The organism is Chitinophaga sp., from assembly GCF_036569125.1.
Lineage (GTDB): Bacteria > Bacteroidota > Bacteroidia > Chitinophagales > Chitinophagaceae > Chitinophaga.
Genome location: NZ_DATCRF010000232.1, coordinates 1 through 19,559, shown reverse-complemented (window position 1 = coordinate 19,559; position 19,559 = coordinate 1). Strand labels below are relative to the sequence as shown.

16 protein-coding genes and 1 pseudogene are annotated in these 19,559 nt (G+C 46.3%); 8 read left to right on the top strand and 9 right to left on the bottom strand.

The features are described 5' to 3' along the window. Positions 1-372: 372 nt before the first annotated feature. From VIM87_RS08260 to VIM87_RS08235, 6 genes are all read right to left on the bottom strand, one after another. Positions 373-1,914 carry a RagB/SusD family nutrient uptake outer membrane protein gene (locus VIM87_RS08260; RefSeq protein WP_331996523.1) on the bottom strand — a complete coding sequence of 514 codons (1,542 nt, stop codon included), beginning with the start codon at positions 1,912-1,914 and terminating at the stop codon, positions 373-375. A gap of 27 nt (positions 1,915-1,941) precedes the next feature. Further along, positions 1,942-4,986, bottom strand: a complete 3,045-nt coding sequence (locus tag VIM87_RS08255; protein WP_331996522.1) for a SusC/RagA family TonB-linked outer membrane protein — start codon at positions 4,984-4,986, stop codon at positions 1,942-1,944. Between the two features lie 589 nt (positions 4,987-5,575). After that, the gene (locus tag VIM87_RS08250) at positions 5,576-7,132 is read right to left on the bottom strand and encodes a DUF6770 family protein (RefSeq protein ID WP_331996521.1); all 1,557 of its coding nucleotides are present in this window, start codon (positions 7,130-7,132) and stop codon (positions 5,576-5,578) included. A 34-nt stretch (positions 7,133-7,166) separates the two neighbouring features. After that, positions 7,167-8,570, bottom strand: coding sequence for a M48 family metalloprotease (locus tag VIM87_RS08245; RefSeq protein ID WP_331996520.1), 1,404 nt, complete (start codon positions 8,568-8,570; stop codon positions 7,167-7,169). A 268-nt stretch (positions 8,571-8,838) separates the two neighbouring features. Beyond that, positions 8,839-9,126: a hypothetical protein gene (locus VIM87_RS08240; RefSeq protein WP_331996519.1), complete on the bottom strand. Its 288-nt coding sequence runs from the start codon at positions 9,124-9,126 to the stop codon at positions 8,839-8,841. Between the two features lie 391 nt (positions 9,127-9,517). After that, on the bottom strand, positions 9,518-10,075 hold the full coding sequence (locus VIM87_RS08235; RefSeq protein WP_331996518.1) for a hypothetical protein: 558 nt from the start codon (positions 10,073-10,075) through the stop codon (positions 9,518-9,520). 110 nt (positions 10,076-10,185) lie between these two features. Between VIM87_RS08235 and VIM87_RS08230 the strand changes: the two genes are divergently transcribed. From VIM87_RS08230 to VIM87_RS08205, 6 genes are all read left to right on the top strand, one after another. After that, the gene (locus VIM87_RS08230) at positions 10,186-10,950 is read left to right on the top strand and encodes an NAD(P)-binding domain-containing protein (RefSeq protein WP_331996517.1); all 765 of its coding nucleotides are present in this window, start codon (positions 10,186-10,188) and stop codon (positions 10,948-10,950) included. Between the two features lie 149 nt (positions 10,951-11,099). Continuing rightward, positions 11,100-11,432: a metalloregulator ArsR/SmtB family transcription factor gene (locus VIM87_RS08225; RefSeq protein WP_331996516.1), complete on the top strand. Its 333-nt coding sequence runs from the start codon at positions 11,100-11,102 to the stop codon at positions 11,430-11,432. Between the two features lie 60 nt (positions 11,433-11,492). Next, on the top strand, positions 11,493-12,335 hold the full coding sequence (locus VIM87_RS08220) for an arsenite methyltransferase (protein WP_331996515.1): 843 nt from the start codon (positions 11,493-11,495) through the stop codon (positions 12,333-12,335). A 7-nt stretch (positions 12,336-12,342) separates the two neighbouring features. Beyond that, positions 12,343-12,831: an N-acetyltransferase family protein gene (locus tag VIM87_RS08215; RefSeq protein WP_331996514.1), complete on the top strand. Its 489-nt coding sequence runs from the start codon at positions 12,343-12,345 to the stop codon at positions 12,829-12,831. Positions 12,832-12,841: 10 nt separating this feature from the next. After that, complete coding sequence (gene arsB, locus VIM87_RS08210) at positions 12,842-13,921, top strand: ACR3 family arsenite efflux transporter (RefSeq protein WP_331996513.1); 1,080 nt, start codon at positions 12,842-12,844, stop codon at positions 13,919-13,921. Between the two features lie 4 nt (positions 13,922-13,925). Continuing rightward, positions 13,926-14,693, top strand: coding sequence for a metallophosphoesterase family protein (locus VIM87_RS08205; RefSeq protein ID WP_331996512.1), 768 nt, complete (start codon positions 13,926-13,928; stop codon positions 14,691-14,693). A 2-nt stretch (positions 14,694-14,695) separates the two neighbouring features. Here VIM87_RS08205 and VIM87_RS08200 read toward each other — a convergent pair whose 3' ends face one another. The 3 genes from VIM87_RS08200 to VIM87_RS08190 form a co-directional block, all read right to left on the bottom strand. Then, the gene (locus VIM87_RS08200; protein WP_331996511.1) at positions 14,696-15,403 is read right to left on the bottom strand and encodes a DsbA family protein; all 708 of its coding nucleotides are present in this window, start codon (positions 15,401-15,403) and stop codon (positions 14,696-14,698) included. Continuing rightward, positions 15,369-16,367 carry a manganese catalase family protein gene (locus tag VIM87_RS08195; protein WP_331996510.1) on the bottom strand — a complete coding sequence of 333 codons (999 nt, stop codon included), beginning with the start codon at positions 16,365-16,367 and terminating at the stop codon, positions 15,369-15,371. Before VIM87_RS08195 ends, VIM87_RS08200 begins: the two co-directional genes overlap by 35 nt. Positions 16,368-16,544: 177 nt before the next feature. Beyond that, positions 16,545-18,593: a PAS domain S-box protein gene (locus VIM87_RS08190; RefSeq protein ID WP_331996509.1), complete on the bottom strand. Its 2,049-nt coding sequence runs from the start codon at positions 18,591-18,593 to the stop codon at positions 16,545-16,547. A 207-nt stretch (positions 18,594-18,800) separates the two neighbouring features. Between VIM87_RS08190 and VIM87_RS08185 the strand changes: the two genes are divergently transcribed. Both VIM87_RS08185 and VIM87_RS08180 read left to right on the top strand, forming a co-directional pair. Beyond that, positions 18,801-18,998, top strand: a complete 198-nt coding sequence (locus tag VIM87_RS08185) for a hypothetical protein (RefSeq protein ID WP_331996508.1) — start codon at positions 18,801-18,803, stop codon at positions 18,996-18,998. Between the two features lie 104 nt (positions 18,999-19,102). Further along, positions 19,103-19,559 (top strand): annotated as a pseudogene (locus VIM87_RS08180) (AraC family transcriptional regulator); the annotation flags it as partial.

Genomic DNA, 19,559 nt, shown 5'->3' with positions numbered 1-19,559 from the left:
TGAAGTTTCGCTTTTGCTGCAACCGGTAAAAATAAACGTCATTGTAACGGTTAACACTACACGTTGTAAATAACTGGTTTTCATAGATAGATGGTTTTTCTTAATTTAAATTGCCACTGTATTTGAAGGGTTATTAATGCTATTGCAGATGAATGTACAAAGAAATGATATAATAATAAGTGTAAATATAACACTAAAAACATTCCGGCTGCAGGCGCTGAAGAACCGCCATGGAGGAGAAAGGAGAAATCAAAACTGCGGGGGCTTTTTATGGTCTGAAAACCGGCGAAGTAACTTTCCTGTGAGACTTAGTAGTAAAAGTAAAGGGCTGGCCTGATGAAAGACCAGCCCTTCTTAATTAACTAATATCCCTTAATATCCCGGGTTCTTTTTCAGGTTTGAATTAACCGCCAGCTGTTGGCTGGGAATGGGGAAGATCAGGTTCCTTGGATCATCTGTAGGCTTCTCCTGCCAGGGTTGCAGGAACTTGCCAAAGCGGATGAGGTCCAGGCGCCGGGAGCTTTCCCAGTAAAATTCCCTTCCTCTTTCATCCAGCAGCTGATCCAGTGTTACAGCTGCCATGGGAGTTGCACCACGGGCTGCACGTACCTGGTTCACCAGCGGCAATGCGCCGCCTGCATTGCCCTGGCGCAGCAGGGCTTCGGCTTTCATCAGCAGCACATCCGGATAACGGTAGTACACAAAATCGTTATCTACTTTACCGTTTGCATCGTTCACATAATCAGGACTGTATTTCACCACCCTGATGCCGGTTACTTCCAGGTTGGCGCCGGTTTCAATGGTGCTCACTTCCGGTGTAAAGATCAGCGGAGCGCCGGTTCTGTCCAGCAATGGCGCATCTGTTTTCAGATTGTATTGCTGTCCTATCAGGAAACCCACATTCACGCGTTTACCCGGGTTAGCCGGGCCGCCGGCGCCGGTGGGGTAAGCAACTCCTCTTCTTACATCGCCTGCTTCAAATTTGTTGTAGAAATCTGAGAGCGTGGTCCAGCCATTCCAGCCGGAGGGGCTTTGGTTGTAATGCATTACCGTATGCCAGATGGCGTTTAAGCCGCCGGCATCCACACCGCCTATGTTCTCTGCGGTGAAAATGTTCTCTTTGGATAAGCTGCCATTATTGGGCGAGAAGTTATCAAAGTAATTAGTGCTGAACGTATAACGGCCGCTGTTAATGATCTCATCTGCCAGGGTTACAACTTTTGCCAGGTCTGCATTATCAAACGTAGGTGCGGCCCTGTTGGCAAATACGCCTTTATTCAGGTAACATTTCATCAGCAATATTCTCGCAGCATCTTTATTGGCCTTGGTAACGTTACTCCTTGAAGTGGCTACGTCCGGCAGGTTGGCCATTACATCATTCACTTCCGTGATAATATAATCCAGCGCTTCTGAACCTACCCTTACCCTTGCTTCCTGGGTTACCTTTTCACCGGGATCACGGTACGGTACCTGGTCAAAAAGATCCAGCACGCTGAACATGGCGAAGGCCCGGATGAACCTTGCTTCCGCTGCCTGTTGGGCAGAAGGGCTAAACTGCAGGATGTTGGTGGCGGTGTACACTACCCCACCCAGGTCGTTAAAAGCATCCCGTATATGAATGTTGTCTGCATCCCATTTGTGCGCATGCAGCACGCGCCATGCACCATTATCGTCCCAGTCACCGCCGCGGGTAGGTGCAATCTGTTCATCCGTGCTCATTTCCGACAGGGCAAATACCCGGTCGTTGTTCTGATAGGGCAAACGCATAGAATTATACACACCTTTCAGCAACGCATCTGCAGAGCCGCCGCTGCCGCCTACCTGCGCATCTGTTGCCTCGCCCTTTAGTTTTTCATCCAGTTTGGTACAACCCGTCCACAACAGGATACCGGAGACCAGAAATAATATTTTCATGTAGTTCATATAAGCCAGTTTTTTTGATTAAAGGGAAAAATTAACACCAAGCGTAAACGTACGGGCAGAAGGGTAAGGCTGGTATTCGATACCTGCAGAAGGTACCCCGCCGGAGGTGGACATACCTGTTTTAGAATCTGCACCTGGCGCTCCGCTGCTCTTATCTACATTCACTTCAGGATCGAACCCTTTGAACTTGGTAATTACAAACAGGTTCTGGCCAGTGAAATAGATATTCATGCCTTTAACCACATGGCCAATATCGCCTAAAGCATATGTAAGGGTTACGTTGGCCAGCTTCATATAGTTCCCACTCTCAATAAAACGGGAGGAAGAGGTAACCCGGTTTGACAGGGCTTCCTGCTGAGATGCATTAAAGAATTCTTCTGCAATATTACGCGCGCCCCTGAGGTTACTTACATTCACTACGTTGTTAAAAGTGTTGTTATAGATCTTGTGCCCGAAAGCGCCGTTCAGGTTAGCAGTGAGCGACAATTTCTTATACGCCACCGTAGTGCTGATACCCAGCAGCTTCGTGGGGTTCGGATTTCCCTGGTAGCTTAAGCTATCCCCATTGGGGTAGATGGATTGTCCGTCTTTATCCATACCGCCATAAGTGCGGGTGTAAAATCCGTTAATAGGCATATCATTATAAATGATCTCTACCAGTGTTCCGGATACGCCCTGCCCGTTCAGCTGACCGGTATAAATAGGTGCAGCCATGCCGGTTACATTATTCTTCAGGAAGGTAGCATTCACACCCAGATCCCAGCTGAAATCCTTACCCTGAACAATGCTGGCATTTACCATAGCTTCAAAACCCTTGTTCACGATCTTACCATCCAGGTTCTTCCAGGTTACTACAGACTGGGATGCAGCCGGCTGTATAGCAACGGTAGGATATAACAGGTCGGAAGTTGTTTTATGAAAATAATCCACAGAGCCTGTGATCCTGTCTTTTACCAATGCAAAGTCAAGCCCTATGTTATATTGCTTGTCTGACTGCCATTTAAGATCCGGGTTGGCGTTGGATTGCTGCGATACCGCACCGTTGTTCTGGAAAGCCCACCTGGCCTGTGATGCGCCGGACGGAAATTCCTGGTTACCGGTTTTACCCCAGCCGCCACGCAGCTTCAGGTTGGTAACCACTCCCTTGGTGAAGAAGCTTTCGTTGCTGATGTTCCAGGCTGCTGCAAATGATGGGAACACGCCATAACGGTTATTGGAACCGAATTTGGTGGAACCATCTGTTCTGATAGTACCGGTTAACATGTAACGGTCTTTCAGGTTCAGCGTTACCCTGCCGAAATAAGACTGCAGCTCTGAAACCGGATCTGCAAATGAAGTAATGTTACGGCCTGCGGCATTGGAGAACTGGATATAATCTGTGAGGTCCAGCCCATAATTACTAAAGCCGCCTTGTTGTGCAGGGCCCAGGCCGTTCATATAAGCGCCCTTGTTTGTGTACTTCAGGTATTCATAACCTGCCAGCACATTCAGGTGCAGGTCTGTGTTGATGTCTTTATTATAGGTCAGTGTATTGGTGAACTGCTGGGTGGCCAGCTCATTCTGACCGATGTTAGCCCAGCCAAGACCTGTGGAGGATATATCCTGGATACCAAAAGTGTTCAGGTTAATATTGCCATCCACCGCTGTTCTCCTGATACCGCTGCTGTAGTTGATGCTGTATTGCATGCGGTATTCCAGGTCATCGGTGATCTTGTAATAGGGAGAGATGCTTCCCAGGATAGTGGTTACCCTTGATTTATCGTGATATACCTGCGACATGGCCACCGGGTTCACTGCAGCGCTTCCCTGCTTAATGTTCAGGCTACCATCTGCATTATACAATGCTTCTGTAGGGTTCCACTGCAATGCCTGGCCCATAAGGCTGTTGGCGAAACCGGCATCATTGGTGATGGGCGGAATATTTTCCTGGTACTGGTTGGCAATGATATTCAGGTCCACTCCCAGCCTTTTGCTGTTCAGGAATTTAAACCCTGCGTTGAATGCAGCAGTATATTTCTTAAAATCAGATTTTTTAATGATGCCCTGCTGGTCCAGCATACCTGCGGAAAAGCGGTATTTGGCATTATCACTGCCACCGCTAACGCCTACATTATAGTTTTGGGTAACGGCTGTACGCAGTATAGCATCCAGCGCATTTACATTAGCGCCTTTATCGTTGGTGTTGCCCAGGTTCCATTTTTGTAATGCCTGGCGGAACTGGTCGCCATCCAGCACGTTAATACGCCGCATAATATTGCTGATGCCAACGGAAGCGCCTACATCCAGCTTAGGCTCGCCCGCCTTCCCTCTTTTGGTGGTGATGAGCACTACGCCGTAAGCCGCCCTGGAACCGTAAATGGCGGTGGCGGATGCATCTTTCAATACATCTACGGAAGCGATGTCAAAGGGGTTAATAAAGTTCAGCGCATTGCCTCCGGGAACGTTCCCAAGCTCAGGCACATTTAAGCCGGGCCTGGCAGAACGTCCGTCCAGGGGTACCCCATCCACTACATACAGTGGCTGGCCGGTGCCCGTTAATGCCGCATTTCCCCGGATGCGTACTGTAGTGGCCGCGCCGGGCTGGCCGCTGTTTGAAACGATCTGTACGCCGGCAACCTTACCCTGGATAAGCTGGTCAGGCGCGGTGAAAGTACCTTTATTAAAATCCTTGGCCTGAATGGAGGCAACGGAACCGGTGAGATCTTTTTTACGAACAGTTCCATAACCCACTACTACCACATCGGTTAGCTGGGTGCTGCTTGTTTGTAGAACAATGTTTACGTTCGTTTTGCCGCTGATGCTCACTTCCTGGCTGGCAAACCCTACGTAGGTGACAACCAGCGTGGTGGCATTTTCGGGGGCATTTACTTTAAATGTACCATCCGGACCTGCTGCTGTGCCGCTACTGGTGCCCTTTATCTGAATGGTGGCGCCTGGAATTGGATCACCTTTTTCATCTGTTACCTTGCCGGCAACAGCTCGTGTCTGTGCGTTAGCCATACCTGTTATCAGCAATAATAACAAGCACAACGTACGCGCCCTGCGAAATAGATCTTTGTTCATAAGATGGATTTTATTTGTTTGTGGAATATTGACGTGTAAAGCAATAAGCTCAGAAGCTGCCTGCTTATGATGAGGAAACCTTTTCGAAACGTGAATGACTATACCTTAATGGATATTGGTTTTTAGTTTAAAAAAATAGATAAAGCGGCACTAATAAACAGACGTGTATTTTCATAACGGATCATTTAGAGTTTAATACACAGATTTTGGTAAAAATAACTGTTGCTAATGGTTCAAAGTAAAATAGGTTTAAGCACGGTGGCAATTTATATTGTTAATATATAGAAAATATTGACAAAATAGCTGATTCATTTTAAAAAATAATTCCTGACAATCAATATATAAATATTAATATTAACGATTTCCATATACAACGGCGATCCGGGGCTCAGTATTGCCTGAGCCGGACAGAACAGCAGCCATGGATTGCCCGGCGCCTGCTATCGGGGTCCTGGCTTTAAATAATCGCAGGGTTATAAATGGTTCCCATCATTCAAAAACGGTTTAAATCACATTTTTTAAGGCAACCAGGAAAACAAAAGCCGCCCCCGGGATCATCCCAGCGGCGGCTTTTTATAGAACGTTGCTATTACCCGATCTTCTCTAACCTGGATTCAAGCTTTTTGTCTTTTTTGTAGTATTCCATGATCATAACGGAACCTGCTTTGGCCGGCAGCACGGTCATTCTGCTGGCTTTTGACTTTAGTTCAATTTTATCTTTTGTGAATTTCTTACCGTTATAACGAAGCGTATTAAAGGTTTGGCCTTTGTAATCGGAGCTTCTCACCCAATCCCCGTAACAAATGGAAAAGGTATTATTATCCGCATCACTGGTGGTAAACTCATAATCAAAGCCACCGGTTGCTTTCAACAGCAGCGCAATGGCATGCTGGCTGTTGAAATCGCTCAATAGAAGATCTGCCGTGTTATTTGTTTTATCGTAAATGGTCGCATCGGTCACCTTATATTTATCATCAAACTCCATAACTACCATATCCGTAGTCACAATTTTGGTAGTGCTTGTATTACCATAAGAACCGGCTGCTGCGGAAAGCATGGTTAAAGCAATACCACCGGCACTAACTTGTCTTTTGTAGCCTTCTCCCACTGCGAAGATCTTACCATCATTGGTCCGGATCAATTTATGGATGTAGAGGAACCCAACCTTATCCAGCTTGCCTTTATTACCGGTAGGCAGGTATTTAGCGAAATCCTTACCCCAGGAGTTATAGGTTTTAGACAGTACATTCCCTTTGCCGTCAATCTCATAGATGGCCAGCCCTTTGCTGAAATCTTTGGCCACATTATCACTCTTATCAAAGTAGCTTCCCATTACCAGGATCCGGCCGGTTCCTTTTATGGGTATTACATTGGAAGGCACCAGCGTATAGGCGTCGTCCTCTCCTTCCAGATCAAAAATCTTCTTTTTGCTGTTAATGTCAATACCTACCAGGTGCGCCGTGATCTTACCGCTCATCATTCTGTTCCTTTTCATTACTTCCAGTATGATCAGGCTATCTGTACTGCCCAGAAATTCAGCATTGGCATAACGTTCATCATCATCTGACGGAATATATGTCCAATATTTTTTTGAAGTTGATGAATAATAGTCTACCTCATAAGTACGTGTTTTACCATCTCTTAACGGCAGCACAGAGGCATATCCCTGCTCACCCAGGTCAAATACATTCTGATTGGTTCCTTCATCTGTATGCATGGTCTCATACCTTTTCATGAGATCATCTGTTTTCCTGGTATACTCCCGGCTGTATGTATATTTTAGCTTACCATCAATACCGTACACTTTCATGTCCAGTGTTTTATTTTCCTCATTTTTGAACAGGAAGGATAAGCTGTTGCCGTTATAAGCCGCTTCCAGCAAGCTTAATTTTTTTGAGTCCTGGAACTTGATGTCTTTCACCTTATTCAGGTTCTCGTCCACTATCTGCAGGGTATATTCATTGGTGCGCCTGTCTATCTTATCGCTCTGGTAAAGGAAAAAATACCCTTTTATCTGGTTATTTTCCATGATAGTACCGGTGTTCTGCAGGTACGCGGCGTAAACGTTATCTATGCTTAATTTACTCTGGGCATACAATGATGATGTAAAAAGGAAGAGCCCAACTGTAAGCAGGTGCTTGATCATAGTTTCAATGTTTAGGGATAGTTTAATTTGTTTGTTATTGTTTTATCAGATGACTACTTGTGATATACTCTTTCTTAAAATCCGGGTAATAGTTAAGCTGAGGGGAATATTGCTGCAGATAATGATAACTGATAGCTGCAAAATCTTCCAGGTAAAGGTTTTGTATGAACTGTAACAACAGGTTGTAACCCGGGGAAAAGCCCGGTGATGGCAGCTCTACCTGCCTGCCAAGTGTATGCGCTTTCTGGGCCGTGTAGCAGCTGTTTAATATTCGTCCTACCTGGGTTATCAGCCAGGCATCTTCCGGATGTTCCTGCAGCAGGGCTATTGAATAATAGAGGCTCCTGGTATAGTTATCTGAACTGTAAGCATACTCCGCTATCTCGTATTGAAAATTGGTTTTCAATATTTCAAACTTTGCTTTATCCACTACAAAGGCCGACTTGCCGGCAACCTTGTACCTGGTTACCAGGGGCGCTAACAGCTGTACTCTCAGCTTACAGTCAGGATGTGTTTTCAGGGAATCTTCCAATTTATCATCCTCCTGTAATTGTGCATGCCCGCCCAGGAGGCCTTCCTGTTTGGCGATCCATCTTTTCTGAAAGGGATATGCTTTTGCATTGAACAGGCGCTCCAGGCATACAGCGGTGTTCAGTGTATCGGTATCAATATTGTCGAGCAGGTTCAATGCAGTAACCGCGCCTGTGACGTCAAACCGGGTATTGTGCAGGAACTCAACCGCCATTGAATCGGCCTGCGCTTCATGATCCCGGCTATGGCGGCGGCTGTTGAAGGTGATGCCTTTCACGAGATTTTCCAGCTGTGCGCGTTTCCCGTATTCGGAACTTTTTATTTTACGCAGCTCCTGCTGAACAGCCTTACTATTGATCGTAGTTACATACTTTGAAATACTGTTCTCGCTGTGCTGCAAAAAGTAGTGTGCAATTTCATGGCAAATAACAAAAGCTGCCTGGCTTTCATCCTCCAGCTGCCGGAACAGCCCCATATTGAAAAGGATCAGGCCTTCACCAATATAGCTGGCATTGGGAATACCGGAACGCGAAAAATAGCAATGGAAGGCACGGTTCTGCAGTAAAGGATTTGTTTTCACGATTTCCTCCACCATAACATCCAGGTATTGCTGGGCTTCAGGGGCGGTATAAAGCTCCTTTTTATCAAACACCTCCTTTATATGATCCCAGCGCAGCTGATAGATCTCTTCATAACTCTTTTTATTTTCAGCGGGGAGCCTGGTTAACTCACTCCGGTAATGCTGTTCATACTTTGTGAAAAGGGACGATAGCAGCTGCTTATCTTCAGCAGCAGGGCTAAACACCATTGATTGTCCGGTTGTTATGTTGGTAAGCGTAAAAACAAATAGCCCGATCAACAACAATAGACGTACAAGTAATGACAGCTTGGGTAAATGAACTGGCATAAGGTATGACGGTATAGGAAGCTGCAAGAAAAGAAAAATTCCGGTAAAAAACAAATAAACCAGCTTGATTAGTTTAGCTTTATGAATTATATTAACTCATAATAATACGCCTTGCTGCGGGGCTTCCGGAAGAGTTTTTATTCGGTTGGACAAACCATGCGAATGATCTATATCTATAAAAAAAGAGCCCGCATCGCAGGAACAGGTGCTTCCTGCGCACGAACATCGTTAACAATACTCATGTAAAATCAGATCGTAGCTATTCAATTCATGCTTTAACCTTTTGCAAGAGCTTCCTGCTCTCTTTACTCACAAAAGTGATCGGCACAAACTTGTCTGTTGGTGCGCCAATATAATACACCATCCACTCCGGATCATGGTTTGACAGCATTTCACTGATGCAATCTGCCCGGTGCCCCATGGGATTAGAACACTCGTCCCAGTAAAACAGCTCTACCCGGTAGTGCAGCTGTTGCTTCTGGTTGTTGATCGTTACTTCAACTTCTATTTCCTGCTTACCTGGTAGCGGTGGAATAGGAATAACTATGTGGCTCATAATCGTAGGTATTATACGGGAGCTGCTACAAGAAGGCTGCCATATCTGAGCAGCATGCAGGATGCAGCAGTTACATATTATATGTTTTCTACACTTGTCCACATGTAAGCAGCCGGCGTCCGGAAACGGACAATTTAAGGTATGCCTTTGCCTTTTAAAATAACAAAATGCAGCTTATAGCTAACTCACATCGGTCAGGTGTCCAGCGTTTGCGCCTGGGCTGAAAAGCAATTAAGAACAGTGAATGCCAGGAGAGAAATTGTTAACGCTTTCATGGTGCCTTGAAGCCTTGAATGTGGAAGATGCTATTTTGTGAAAAGCCGGCAAAATTGATAAAAAAACAACCTGTGTAGCATTATCGGCTGCACGTTTTTTTTTTTCTTTACAATGGCTAGATCCTTACTATTAATTTTAATGTCTTTAAGTCGTAAAGTAAGATTTCGCTTTTATCTGTCTTATCGTATTTGCCATTTTTATTGGTGTCAGTATGTCCGGTAATAACAATCGTTCCGGTTTGGCTATTGATCAACCAGGTTCTTGCAAAAAAATCATCTTTGGTTAATTGTGTTTTTTCCTGCCCGTCTGTTGAAAGAATAATGATCTGGGTGGGATCTCCCCAGTCAATTCTTTTGTCATTATCAAGGTTCACCGTGCGGGCTGTTACCATTACCTTATTAATTTGAAAACTATCTATTTTGATCTGCTCGATCTTCTGGATATAGGCGCCATCAGGAAAATCAATTTGTTTTGACTGCCCGGTCCTGGTGTTCAGGAATAAAAGAGCAGTACTGTTTATTGTAAACATTTTTCCGGCACTTTCAATGGTTGCCAGCACGTAGTCTGTGCCACTGAGTTCTGTGAGCTTGTTGTAGTAGGCATGACTGTATTTGTCTTGCCCGTAAGCTGAAATGGTAAGTACGGAGAGTAACAGGATAATGAGATGCTTCATTTTTATAAGTATGGGTTTATGTGATCGAATAGTTAGCTAAGACGATTGGGCGGGGGAAAAGTTGCAGGCGGGGGAAAATTAATCAGATAACAATACCTTTAACCCAAAAAATGCAGATCGGTTTTATCGGTGTTGGCAAGATCACCAACGCTATCGTAGAAGGATTATGTACTTCATCTATCGAAAACACGCAGATCTGGCTTTCGCCGCGCAATGAAGCCAATGCCCAACGCCTGGCGGAGAAATACGCGCAGGTACGGCGGCTGGAAAGCAATCAGCAGGTGATCGATCAATCGGATCTTGTTTTTATAGCGGTGAGGCCCGCGGCTGCAGTAGAAGTATTGCGCTCACTGGCGTTCCGGGAAGAGCAGACCGTGATATCACTGGTTCCCCTCTTAAAAAAAGCCGAGCTGCTTAATACAGTAGCACCGGCCACCCAGGTGGCCCGCGCCGTTCCCACCCCAACGGTTATGCAGCATACAGGCCCTATCCTACTCTTTCAGGCCAATGATACGGTAACACAGCTGTTTAGCCATTTAGGCCAGCCAGTACAGGTAGCGGATGAACATCAGCTGCATGCATTGTGGACACTCACAGGCCTCATTACCCCGTTTTACGACCTGCTCCATGAGCTGAGCAGCTGGACCATTGACAATGGCGTAAATGCCACAACCGCCAATCAATACATTGCAGGACTGTTCCAGGCGCTCTGCCTCGCAGCACAACAGGACAGCACCATTAATTTTAAAGAACTGGCGCAGCATGCAGAAACGCCTAACGGGATGAATGAACAAGCAGGCAGGGAGATCAGAGAAAAAGCCGCACATCAGGCTTACCGGATTGCTTCGGATAATTTGTTGAAGCGGTTTGAGTAAGGGGGCAGAATACTCATTAGCTACGTTTCGCATCAGCCAGGCTTTAAACAGGAAGCCCGCTCACCTTCTTATTCCCCCAAACGCTATAAATTTTTATTTGGTGATCTCAACCACGTATCGTAATATTGCGATATCACAATAATGAACCGATGGGAGCTACCAAAACAGACCTATTTACGAAACAACAGAATGATATAGCCGCTATGGCAAAGGCCCTGGCCCATCCGGCCCGTATTGCCATTTTGCAATACCTGGTGAAAAAGAACGCCTGTGTATGCGGCGACCTGGTAGACGAGCTGGGGCTGGCACAGGCTACTACCTCCCAGCATCTGAAAGAACTGAAAACAGCCGGTTTAATACAAGGTACCATTGAGGGCGCCAGCGTTTGCTACTGTATTAATCCCAAAGTATGGAAACGATATCAGCAGCTCTTTTCCGGCTTCTTTAAAGAGGTAGATCTTAACGGGCCTTCCTGCTGCTAAAAAAATTTTACTTACATCAATCGCAATATTGCAATAATAAGATAATAAAATTTCATCTTTATGACCACAGATAACCAGCTCAAAGAAATGGTAAAGCAGAAATACAGCGAAATTGCTTTGCAGGAAAAAGAAGCTAACCAGGCATCCTGCTGCGGCTCCGGCTGCTGCTCCACAGAAGTATATAACATCATGAGCGATGATTACTCCACCCTGGAAGGTTATAACCCGGATGCAGACCTGGGCCTGGGCTGCGGCCTGCCCACACAGTTTGCCCGCATACAAAAAGGCAATACCGTTATTGATCTTGGTTCCGGCGCCGGCAATGATTGTTTTATAGCCCGGCAGGAAACCGGCGAAGCGGGGAAAGTGATCGGCATAGACTTTACACCGGCCATGATAGAGAAGGCCCGTGCAAATGCTGAAAAGCTGCAGTTCAACAACGTGGAATTCCGCCAGGGCGATATTGAGCACATGCCGGTTAGCGCCAACACGGCCGATGTAATTGTAAGCAACTGCGTATTAAACCTGGTACCCAATAAGGATGGCGTTTTTAAGGAGATCTTCCGCGTACTGAAACCCGGTGGGCACTTCAGTATTTCCGATATTGTGCTGGATGGCAGCCTGCCTCCCAAAATACAGGCAGCAGCTGAAATGTACGCGGGCTGCGTATCCGGGGCCATTCAAAAGCAGGATTACCTGGCCTTGATAACAAACAATGGTTTTATTAATATTACCATCCAGAAGGAAAAAGTGATCGATATACCCGGCGATATACTGGCCCAATATTTAACCATGGATGAAATAGCGCAATTTAAAGCCAGCCACACCGGCATTTATAGTATTACGGTTTATGCCGAAAAACCGGCTGCTGCCAGCTGCTGCGGCCCCGATTGTTGTAAATAAAGAAACTATGCAGATCATACAAATGTCAGCGGATCACTGGCCGCAGGTAAAAGCAATTTATGAAAGCGGTATTGCTACCGGCAATGCTACTTTCCAAGCCACGGCGCCGGAATGGGATGAGTGGGATAAAGCCCATGTAAAAACCTGCCGGCTGGCAGCCGTTGAAAACAACCAGGTTATAGGCTGGGCGGCCCTTACAGCAGTATCCGGCAGATGTGTGTATGCAGGTGTTGGAGAGGTAAGCGTATATATACATCCTGACGCCCGCGGTAAAAATGTTGGTACACAGCTGCTGCAGGCATTAATAACCGAAAGTGAGGCAAACGGCTTCTGGACATTGCAGGCCGGCATATTCCCTGAAAATATTGCCAGCATAAAAGTACATGAGAAATGCGGGTTCCGTTTAGTGGGGCGCCGTGAAAAAATAGGACAAATGAATGGCCTTTGGCGGGATACCCTTTTACTGGAACGCAGAAGCCTTATAACCGGAAAGTAAAATAAAACGCATGAGCGCTCAAAATTGCAATCCGGCACAACGGAAAAAACTAAGTTTCCTGGATAGGTATTTAACGCTGTGGATCTTCCTGGCAATGGCAGTGGGGATCGGTTTAGGGTATTTCTTTCCTTCATCTGCAACCTTTATCAATTCCTTTTCCACCGGCACCACCAATATACCGCTGGCAGCGGGTCTTATCCTCATGATGTATCCCCCACTGGCAAAGGTCCGGTATGAAAACATGGGAGAAGTATTTAAAAACACCCGCATACTATCTGTATCCCTTCTGTTAAACTGGATCATTGGCCCCATCCTCATGTTTGGCCTGGCAGTACTGTTTCTGCACGGTTACCCGGAATATATGACCGGCTTAATACTCATAGGCCTTGCCCGTTGCATTGCAATGGTTATTGTATGGAATGAGCTGGCAGATGGTAACCGGGAATATGCCGCCGGCCTGGTGGCATTAAACAGCCTGTTCCAGGTACTATTATATAGCATATACGCATACGTGTTCATCACCTGGCTGCCCACTGTTTTTGGTATGAAAGGCATTACCGTTCCGGTAACCATTGCTGAAATAGCCAAAAGCGTGGCTATCTACCTGGGCATTCCCTTCCTGGCAGGCATTGTGAGCCGCTATGGTCTTATTGCCATAAAAGGTGAAACATGGTTCCGGGAAAAATATGTGCCGTTCATCTCTCCTGTTACACTCATAGCCCTGCTGTTTACCATCATGATTATGTTTAGTCTGAAGGGAGAGCTGATCGTACAGATCCCGCTGGATGTATTGAGGATTGCAATGCCACTGGTAATATACTTTGTCCTCATGTTCCTGGTTAGCTTCCTGTTAGGGAAAGCTATGGGCGCTAACTATTCCCAAAACGCCTCTATTGCCTTTACAGCAGCCGGTAACAACTTTGAGCTGGCCATTGCCGTAGCTATCGGTGTATTTGGCATCAACTCCGGCCAGGCATTCGTGGGAGTAATAGGGCCGTTAGTAGAAGTACCTGCCCTTATAGCACTGGTAAACGTTGCATGCTGGTTAAGAAAAAAATATTATAACAATCAAACATTACAAAGCGCCTGATTAAATGAAAATTGCACTCTTCAGCGACATTCACGCAAACCTGCCCGCACTCGAAGCCTTCTTTAAGGATGTAGAAAATCGTAAGCCTGATGCCATCTATTGCCTGGGCGACCTGGTAGGCTACAACATCTGGCCCAATGAAGTGATACAGGAGATCCGCAAACGCGGCATCCCAACCATTGCCGGCAACTATGATTTTGGCATTGCCCGCAGCAGCAATGATTGCGGCTGCGCGTATAAAACAGACGATGAAAAGACAAACGGCGCCATTTCTATATCATTTACCAATGAAATTATTAAAGAAGAAGAACGCCAGTACCTCCGCACCTTGCCGGCCCACATTAAAGTAGCGTTCCAGCTAAACAATGATCAGCTGAACCTGTTGCTGGTGCACGGCAGCCCCCGGAAAATAAACGAGTATTTATTTGAGGACCGGGATGAAAAAAGCCTGCTCCGGATTATGCAGGATGCGGATGCAGATGTGATGTGTTTTGGCCATACCCATAAACCTTATCATAGAGTTATCGCTGAAGAAGAGACGCGGCGTTTCCGCCATGCCATTAACATTGGTTCTGTTGGCAAACCAAAAGACGGCGATGCCAGGGGCGGTTATGTATTATTGCATATCAATGAGCACAGCAGCATTTTAAATAAAGCAGCTGTACAGGCAGAATTTATCCGTTTCTCCTATGATGTTGAAAAGGCAGCAAAAGCCGTAGAGGCCAGCCCGTTACCAAATGCTTATGCGGAAAGCCTGCGCAAAGGCGTATAACATCAGGCGCTTAACAACTTTGCAATGCTGGATTCCAGCACATCATAGGGCCGGTAACCGGTTAACAGCAGCTGCCTGGTACTATTCTCAGCCCTGATCAATAAAGCGGGGAAACGGGAAATGTTCCGTGCCTTTACTTCTTCCAGGTCCTTTTTAAAACTTTCCAGCACCTGCGGCAGCTCCAGTGCCTGCTCAAAAGCAGCTGCGTTAAAAAGCTGCGGATCTGCCGCTTCCGTTTCCCTGGCAATGGCCAGCAATACTTCCTTACGCGCAATGTTCTGCCCATGGATCATAACAGCAGTCCTTACGTTTTCCAGGTAACGCTCACCAGCTAACGCCGACTGCTGTTCCGCACATTTAACAGCCAGGCAGGCCGGGTATGATGATGCCGGCGGATCTGTAAACCAGATCCTGTCATTTAAAGTACAACCGGTAAGCTGCTTTACCTCTGACCACACCGGGCCCATTTGAACCGGCTTGCTAACAGAGCGGACCGCGTCATGATAATGCTCCCAGCTGGAAAGCATGCCGCCCATACAATACCGGATATGCAGCTCGTAACGCGGATCGGCGCGCAGCTGCTTCCACACCGGCTCAAAAGCCCAGCTCCAGCAGCAAAGCGGATCGGTATAATAAGTAATATCCAATCTGCTCTGCTGCTGCAGGGTTTCAGTATTATTTTTTTGTTGAACTCTTTTTTCTGCTGCCACTGGGTTTGGATTGGTCTTCTAATTCTTTTTCTGACTGGCTCCATACATTTACACCTATCGGCACTGCCATTTTTATTTCTTCGCTGCGTTCCTGGCTCAGGTCCTGGTCCAGCTGGCTTACTCCTTCCAGGGTTCTTTCTGTTCCTTCCGGCTGCACATTCAGCAATCCATTTGTTTCAAGCACATGCTTTATGGGATCATTAATGAACTGCCAGGTTTCACCGAACTGGGTGCTTTCACCTTCATTCCACGGGCCTCTTACATCGGCGCCGCTGGACATATTAAAATACAGGTTGCTGTAGCGCGGATCAGATTGCAGCACACCCGGCGGGAAGTTAGGCTGAATAGAATCCAGCGCTGCTTCAAACATCTGGAAGTGCGCCACTTCGCGCGTCATTAAAAAGTTCAGCGTATCTTTTACATAAGGATCATCTGTGAACTGCAACAGGTATTCGTAGGTTATTTTAGCCCTGGATTCTGCTGCTATATTAGAACGCAGGTCTACCGTCAGATCCCCGTTACAGTCGCCATTGATATAGGCTGCGCTCCAGGGTACACCCTGGCTGTTAGTGTATGCTGGTCCTCCCCCGCTGGTTGTTAAGAACTGCGGAGCAACCAGGGCCTGGTGTATGAATTGCTCTTTGGCTTTTTTACCATCCAGCAGCTGCATGATCTCTGATTCATCCGCAGCTTTCTTCAGATCGCCATTGATGCCTTGCAGCAGCATTTGAATGGTGGCGCCTACAATTTCAAGATGGCTGAACTCTTCAGTGGCAATATCCATTAAAAGGTCGTACTTGTCCGGAAACGGGCTCCTGGCGCCAAAAGCCTGGCCAAAATACCTTAACGCAGCTGCTAACTCGCCATTAGCGCCGCCAAATTGTTCTAATAACAAAGTAGCAAAAGCCGGGTCGGGTTTGCTCACCCTTGCATTATATTGCAGGTCTTTTACGTGGTAAAACATATAACTGGATTTAGTTGCGAAAAAAGATTGTTTCAGTGTCAGGGATACAAATAATGTTCCTGCACAGTTCTTAGTTACAACCTTTCCAATTCATGTATAAGCCACGTGGAAATACTTTCCCAAGTAAGGCATTACTTACCCGGTTAACATTTGCGGCATGCCTCAAAAGATTTGTAATTACCTGGTTGCGGCTGCTTCCTGGTTCATGGAATACACCGGATAGCTTACGGGGAAATAGGTATAAAAGCAGGCGCCTTTGCCCGGCTCGCCGGTGGCCTGCATAAATCCTGAATGGTTTTTCATTATCCTTTTACACATGGCCAGCCCGATACCGGTGCCTTCATATTTATCCCTGGTATGTAATCTTTGAAAAATAGCAAAGATGACCTCCGCGTACTGCTGTTCAAAGCCAATACCATTGTCCTGGAACGATAATTCAAGAAAATATTCGTGCTCAAGATCAACAGGCGGGTTCTTAATATCTTCCTTTGTCAAAAACCTTGAAGCGATCTTAACTACCGGCTGCCCTTCACAATACTTTAAAGCATTACCTAAAATGTTTGTAAACAGCTGGCTAACCTGGTCGGGGTAAACGTCAATAGCCGGCAGCGGCTTATGCAGGATGATCGCCTGCCGTTCCTGGATCAGCAATTCCAGGTCAAAACGCACGGATTCCAATACCATATTCAGATCCGTATGTACCTTATGCTTTACTTTATCCAAACGGCTGTAATCCAGTATAGACTTGATGAGCATGCTCATCCTTTTAGCGGAGGTGTTGATCTTGGGAAAATACTTATCTAAAATTGCCTGGTTGTTGGGATTGCTCTGGATGATGTCTGTGAAGGTTTGAATTTTCCGCAATGGTTCCTGCATGTCATGTGAGGCAACATAGGCAAATTGTTCCAGCTCCCAGTTCTTGTTCTCCAGCTGCATTACATAATCCTTCATCTTATCTTCCGCCAGCTTCCGTTCAGTAAGATCGCGGGTTACCTTTGAAAATCCAATGATGGAATTATCCCCTCCATGAAGTGCGGTAATGGTAATGCTTCCCCAGAACCGGCTGCCGTCTTTCCGTACACGCCATCCCTCATGGGTGGCTCTTCCGGTTTCAACTGCAATTTGAATCAGCTTTTCAGGCAACCCGGCCTCTTTGTCCCCGGGTGGATAGAAAATGCGGAAATTAACGCCTATGATCTCACTGGCCTCGTAACCTTTGATCCTTTCTGCACCTACATTCCAGCTAATCACATTTCCCTGCTCATCCAGCATAATGATCGCATAGTCCTGTACCTCCTGCACCATTTTATGATAACGTTCCTCACTTTTCCGCAGCTCAGAAATACTGTTTTTCAATTCTTCAGAGGAGCGTTTCAGCTCGTCGTCAATCAATTTCTTTTCCGTAAGATCACGGGTAACCTTTGTGAAGCCTATAACAGCCCCATCACCGCCATGCATTGCGGTTATTACAATGCTCCCCCAGAACCGGCTGCCATCTTTTCGTACGCGCCACCCTTCGTGTTTTGCACTGCCTGTTTGCCGTGCGTGCTCAATTAATCTCTGTGGCAGGCCGTTTGCCTGATCGGAGGCTTCATAAAATATTGAGAAATGCTTTCCGAGGATTTCTTCAGCTTTATATCCTTTGATCTTTTCGGCGCCTAAGTTCCAGCTTTTAACTACACCGTTCGCATCCAGCCTGAGGATGGCGTAATCCTGGACCTCTGCGATCATTCCCTGGTACATTTCACCACTTTCAACAAGAGCGGCCGCAGCGGGTCCCCTGCGTTCTGCCGCTGCTTTTTCCCGGCCCAGGTCCTGCGCCAGCTCAGAGAATCCGAGCAGCTGTTCCTGTTCATTGTAAAGGGCTTTCAGAGAGATGCGGCCCCAGTATTTTGAGTCGTCCTTACGCATACACCATCCTTCATAAACGGCTTTACCATCCTGCAGGCATGCTTTCAGCAGGTTAGCCGGAATGTTCACTTCCCGGTCTTCCGGTAAAAAATTCAGATCAAAATGCTTACCTATAGCCTCTGCCTTGCTGTATCCCTTAATGATCCCGGCCCCTTTATTCCAGCTTTTTATAATTCCTTCCTTATCAAGAAATATAAGTGCACACGTTTCCTGCTCCTCTACCATTTTTTGAAAAAGCAGTTCTTCATTTGCCTGACCGGCTGTTTCGTCCTGAAAAGCTCCTGTATTATCTTGTTTAGTGTTTATGGTACCCATCTGTAGTCTATACTATGCACTTTATTGTATTTGAAGGGGCTGCAAGTCAACAAGCCGGATGTTTCCCCGTTTATATCAATATACCATTATGGAATTCTAGTAAAACCAAATATAGTAAAAAATAGAAATAGCCGTTGAAAGCAGCACCATGAGCATACCTGAATGGCCCGGATTTGGCTGTATGCTAAAATATTAAACGCATTTATTATGCCATGGTATAATGGAGATTATCCGCCGTCCTATAAAAATCAGCCGGCGGCCCTGCGCAAAAAGGCTGTTGAGATCGCTAATAAGCTGCTGGAAAACGGCGCTGAAGAAGGAGTTGCCATTGCTACGGGCTTAAAGCAGGCGAGGGCACAATTAAAAAAAGAAAAACAATCATCGCCCAAAAAAGATCATCCTTAATAAACCCGGGCTCTTTTGACAGCGGTGTAGCAGACAGCTGCTTTACAAGGCCGGGCACTCCTTTATTGCTTTTATCTGATGTTTGATTTGCTTAATTTTGCAGGATGGCAGCCCGGCACTTATCTGAAAATTCGGCATTTAGTACCGCAGACCTAAGCTCAAAAGGGTTTAAGGTACATGAGATCTCAAAAGCGGTAGATGCCCTGCATAATCACGCCAGGCGGGATTATTATAAAATAGTGCTGGTAACCGGCGATATGATCCTTACCTACGGTGATCAGATCATCGAAATAAATGGTACGGTCTTATTCTTCGCCAATCCCCATGTACCCCATACGGTAGTACATCGCTCCCAGGAAAAAAAAGGTTATGGCTGTCTTTTTACCGAAGCTTTTATTGCGGGCAGGGAACGTGCGGAGATCTTACGGAACTCTCCCCTGTTCCGCATTGGCGCCCATCCTGTGATCCCTGTTAACAGCGAACAGGCGGCATTTTTAAGCAGTCTTTACCGGGAAATGCTCTCTGTGCAGCGTAGTGATTATGAATATAAGAACCAGCTGC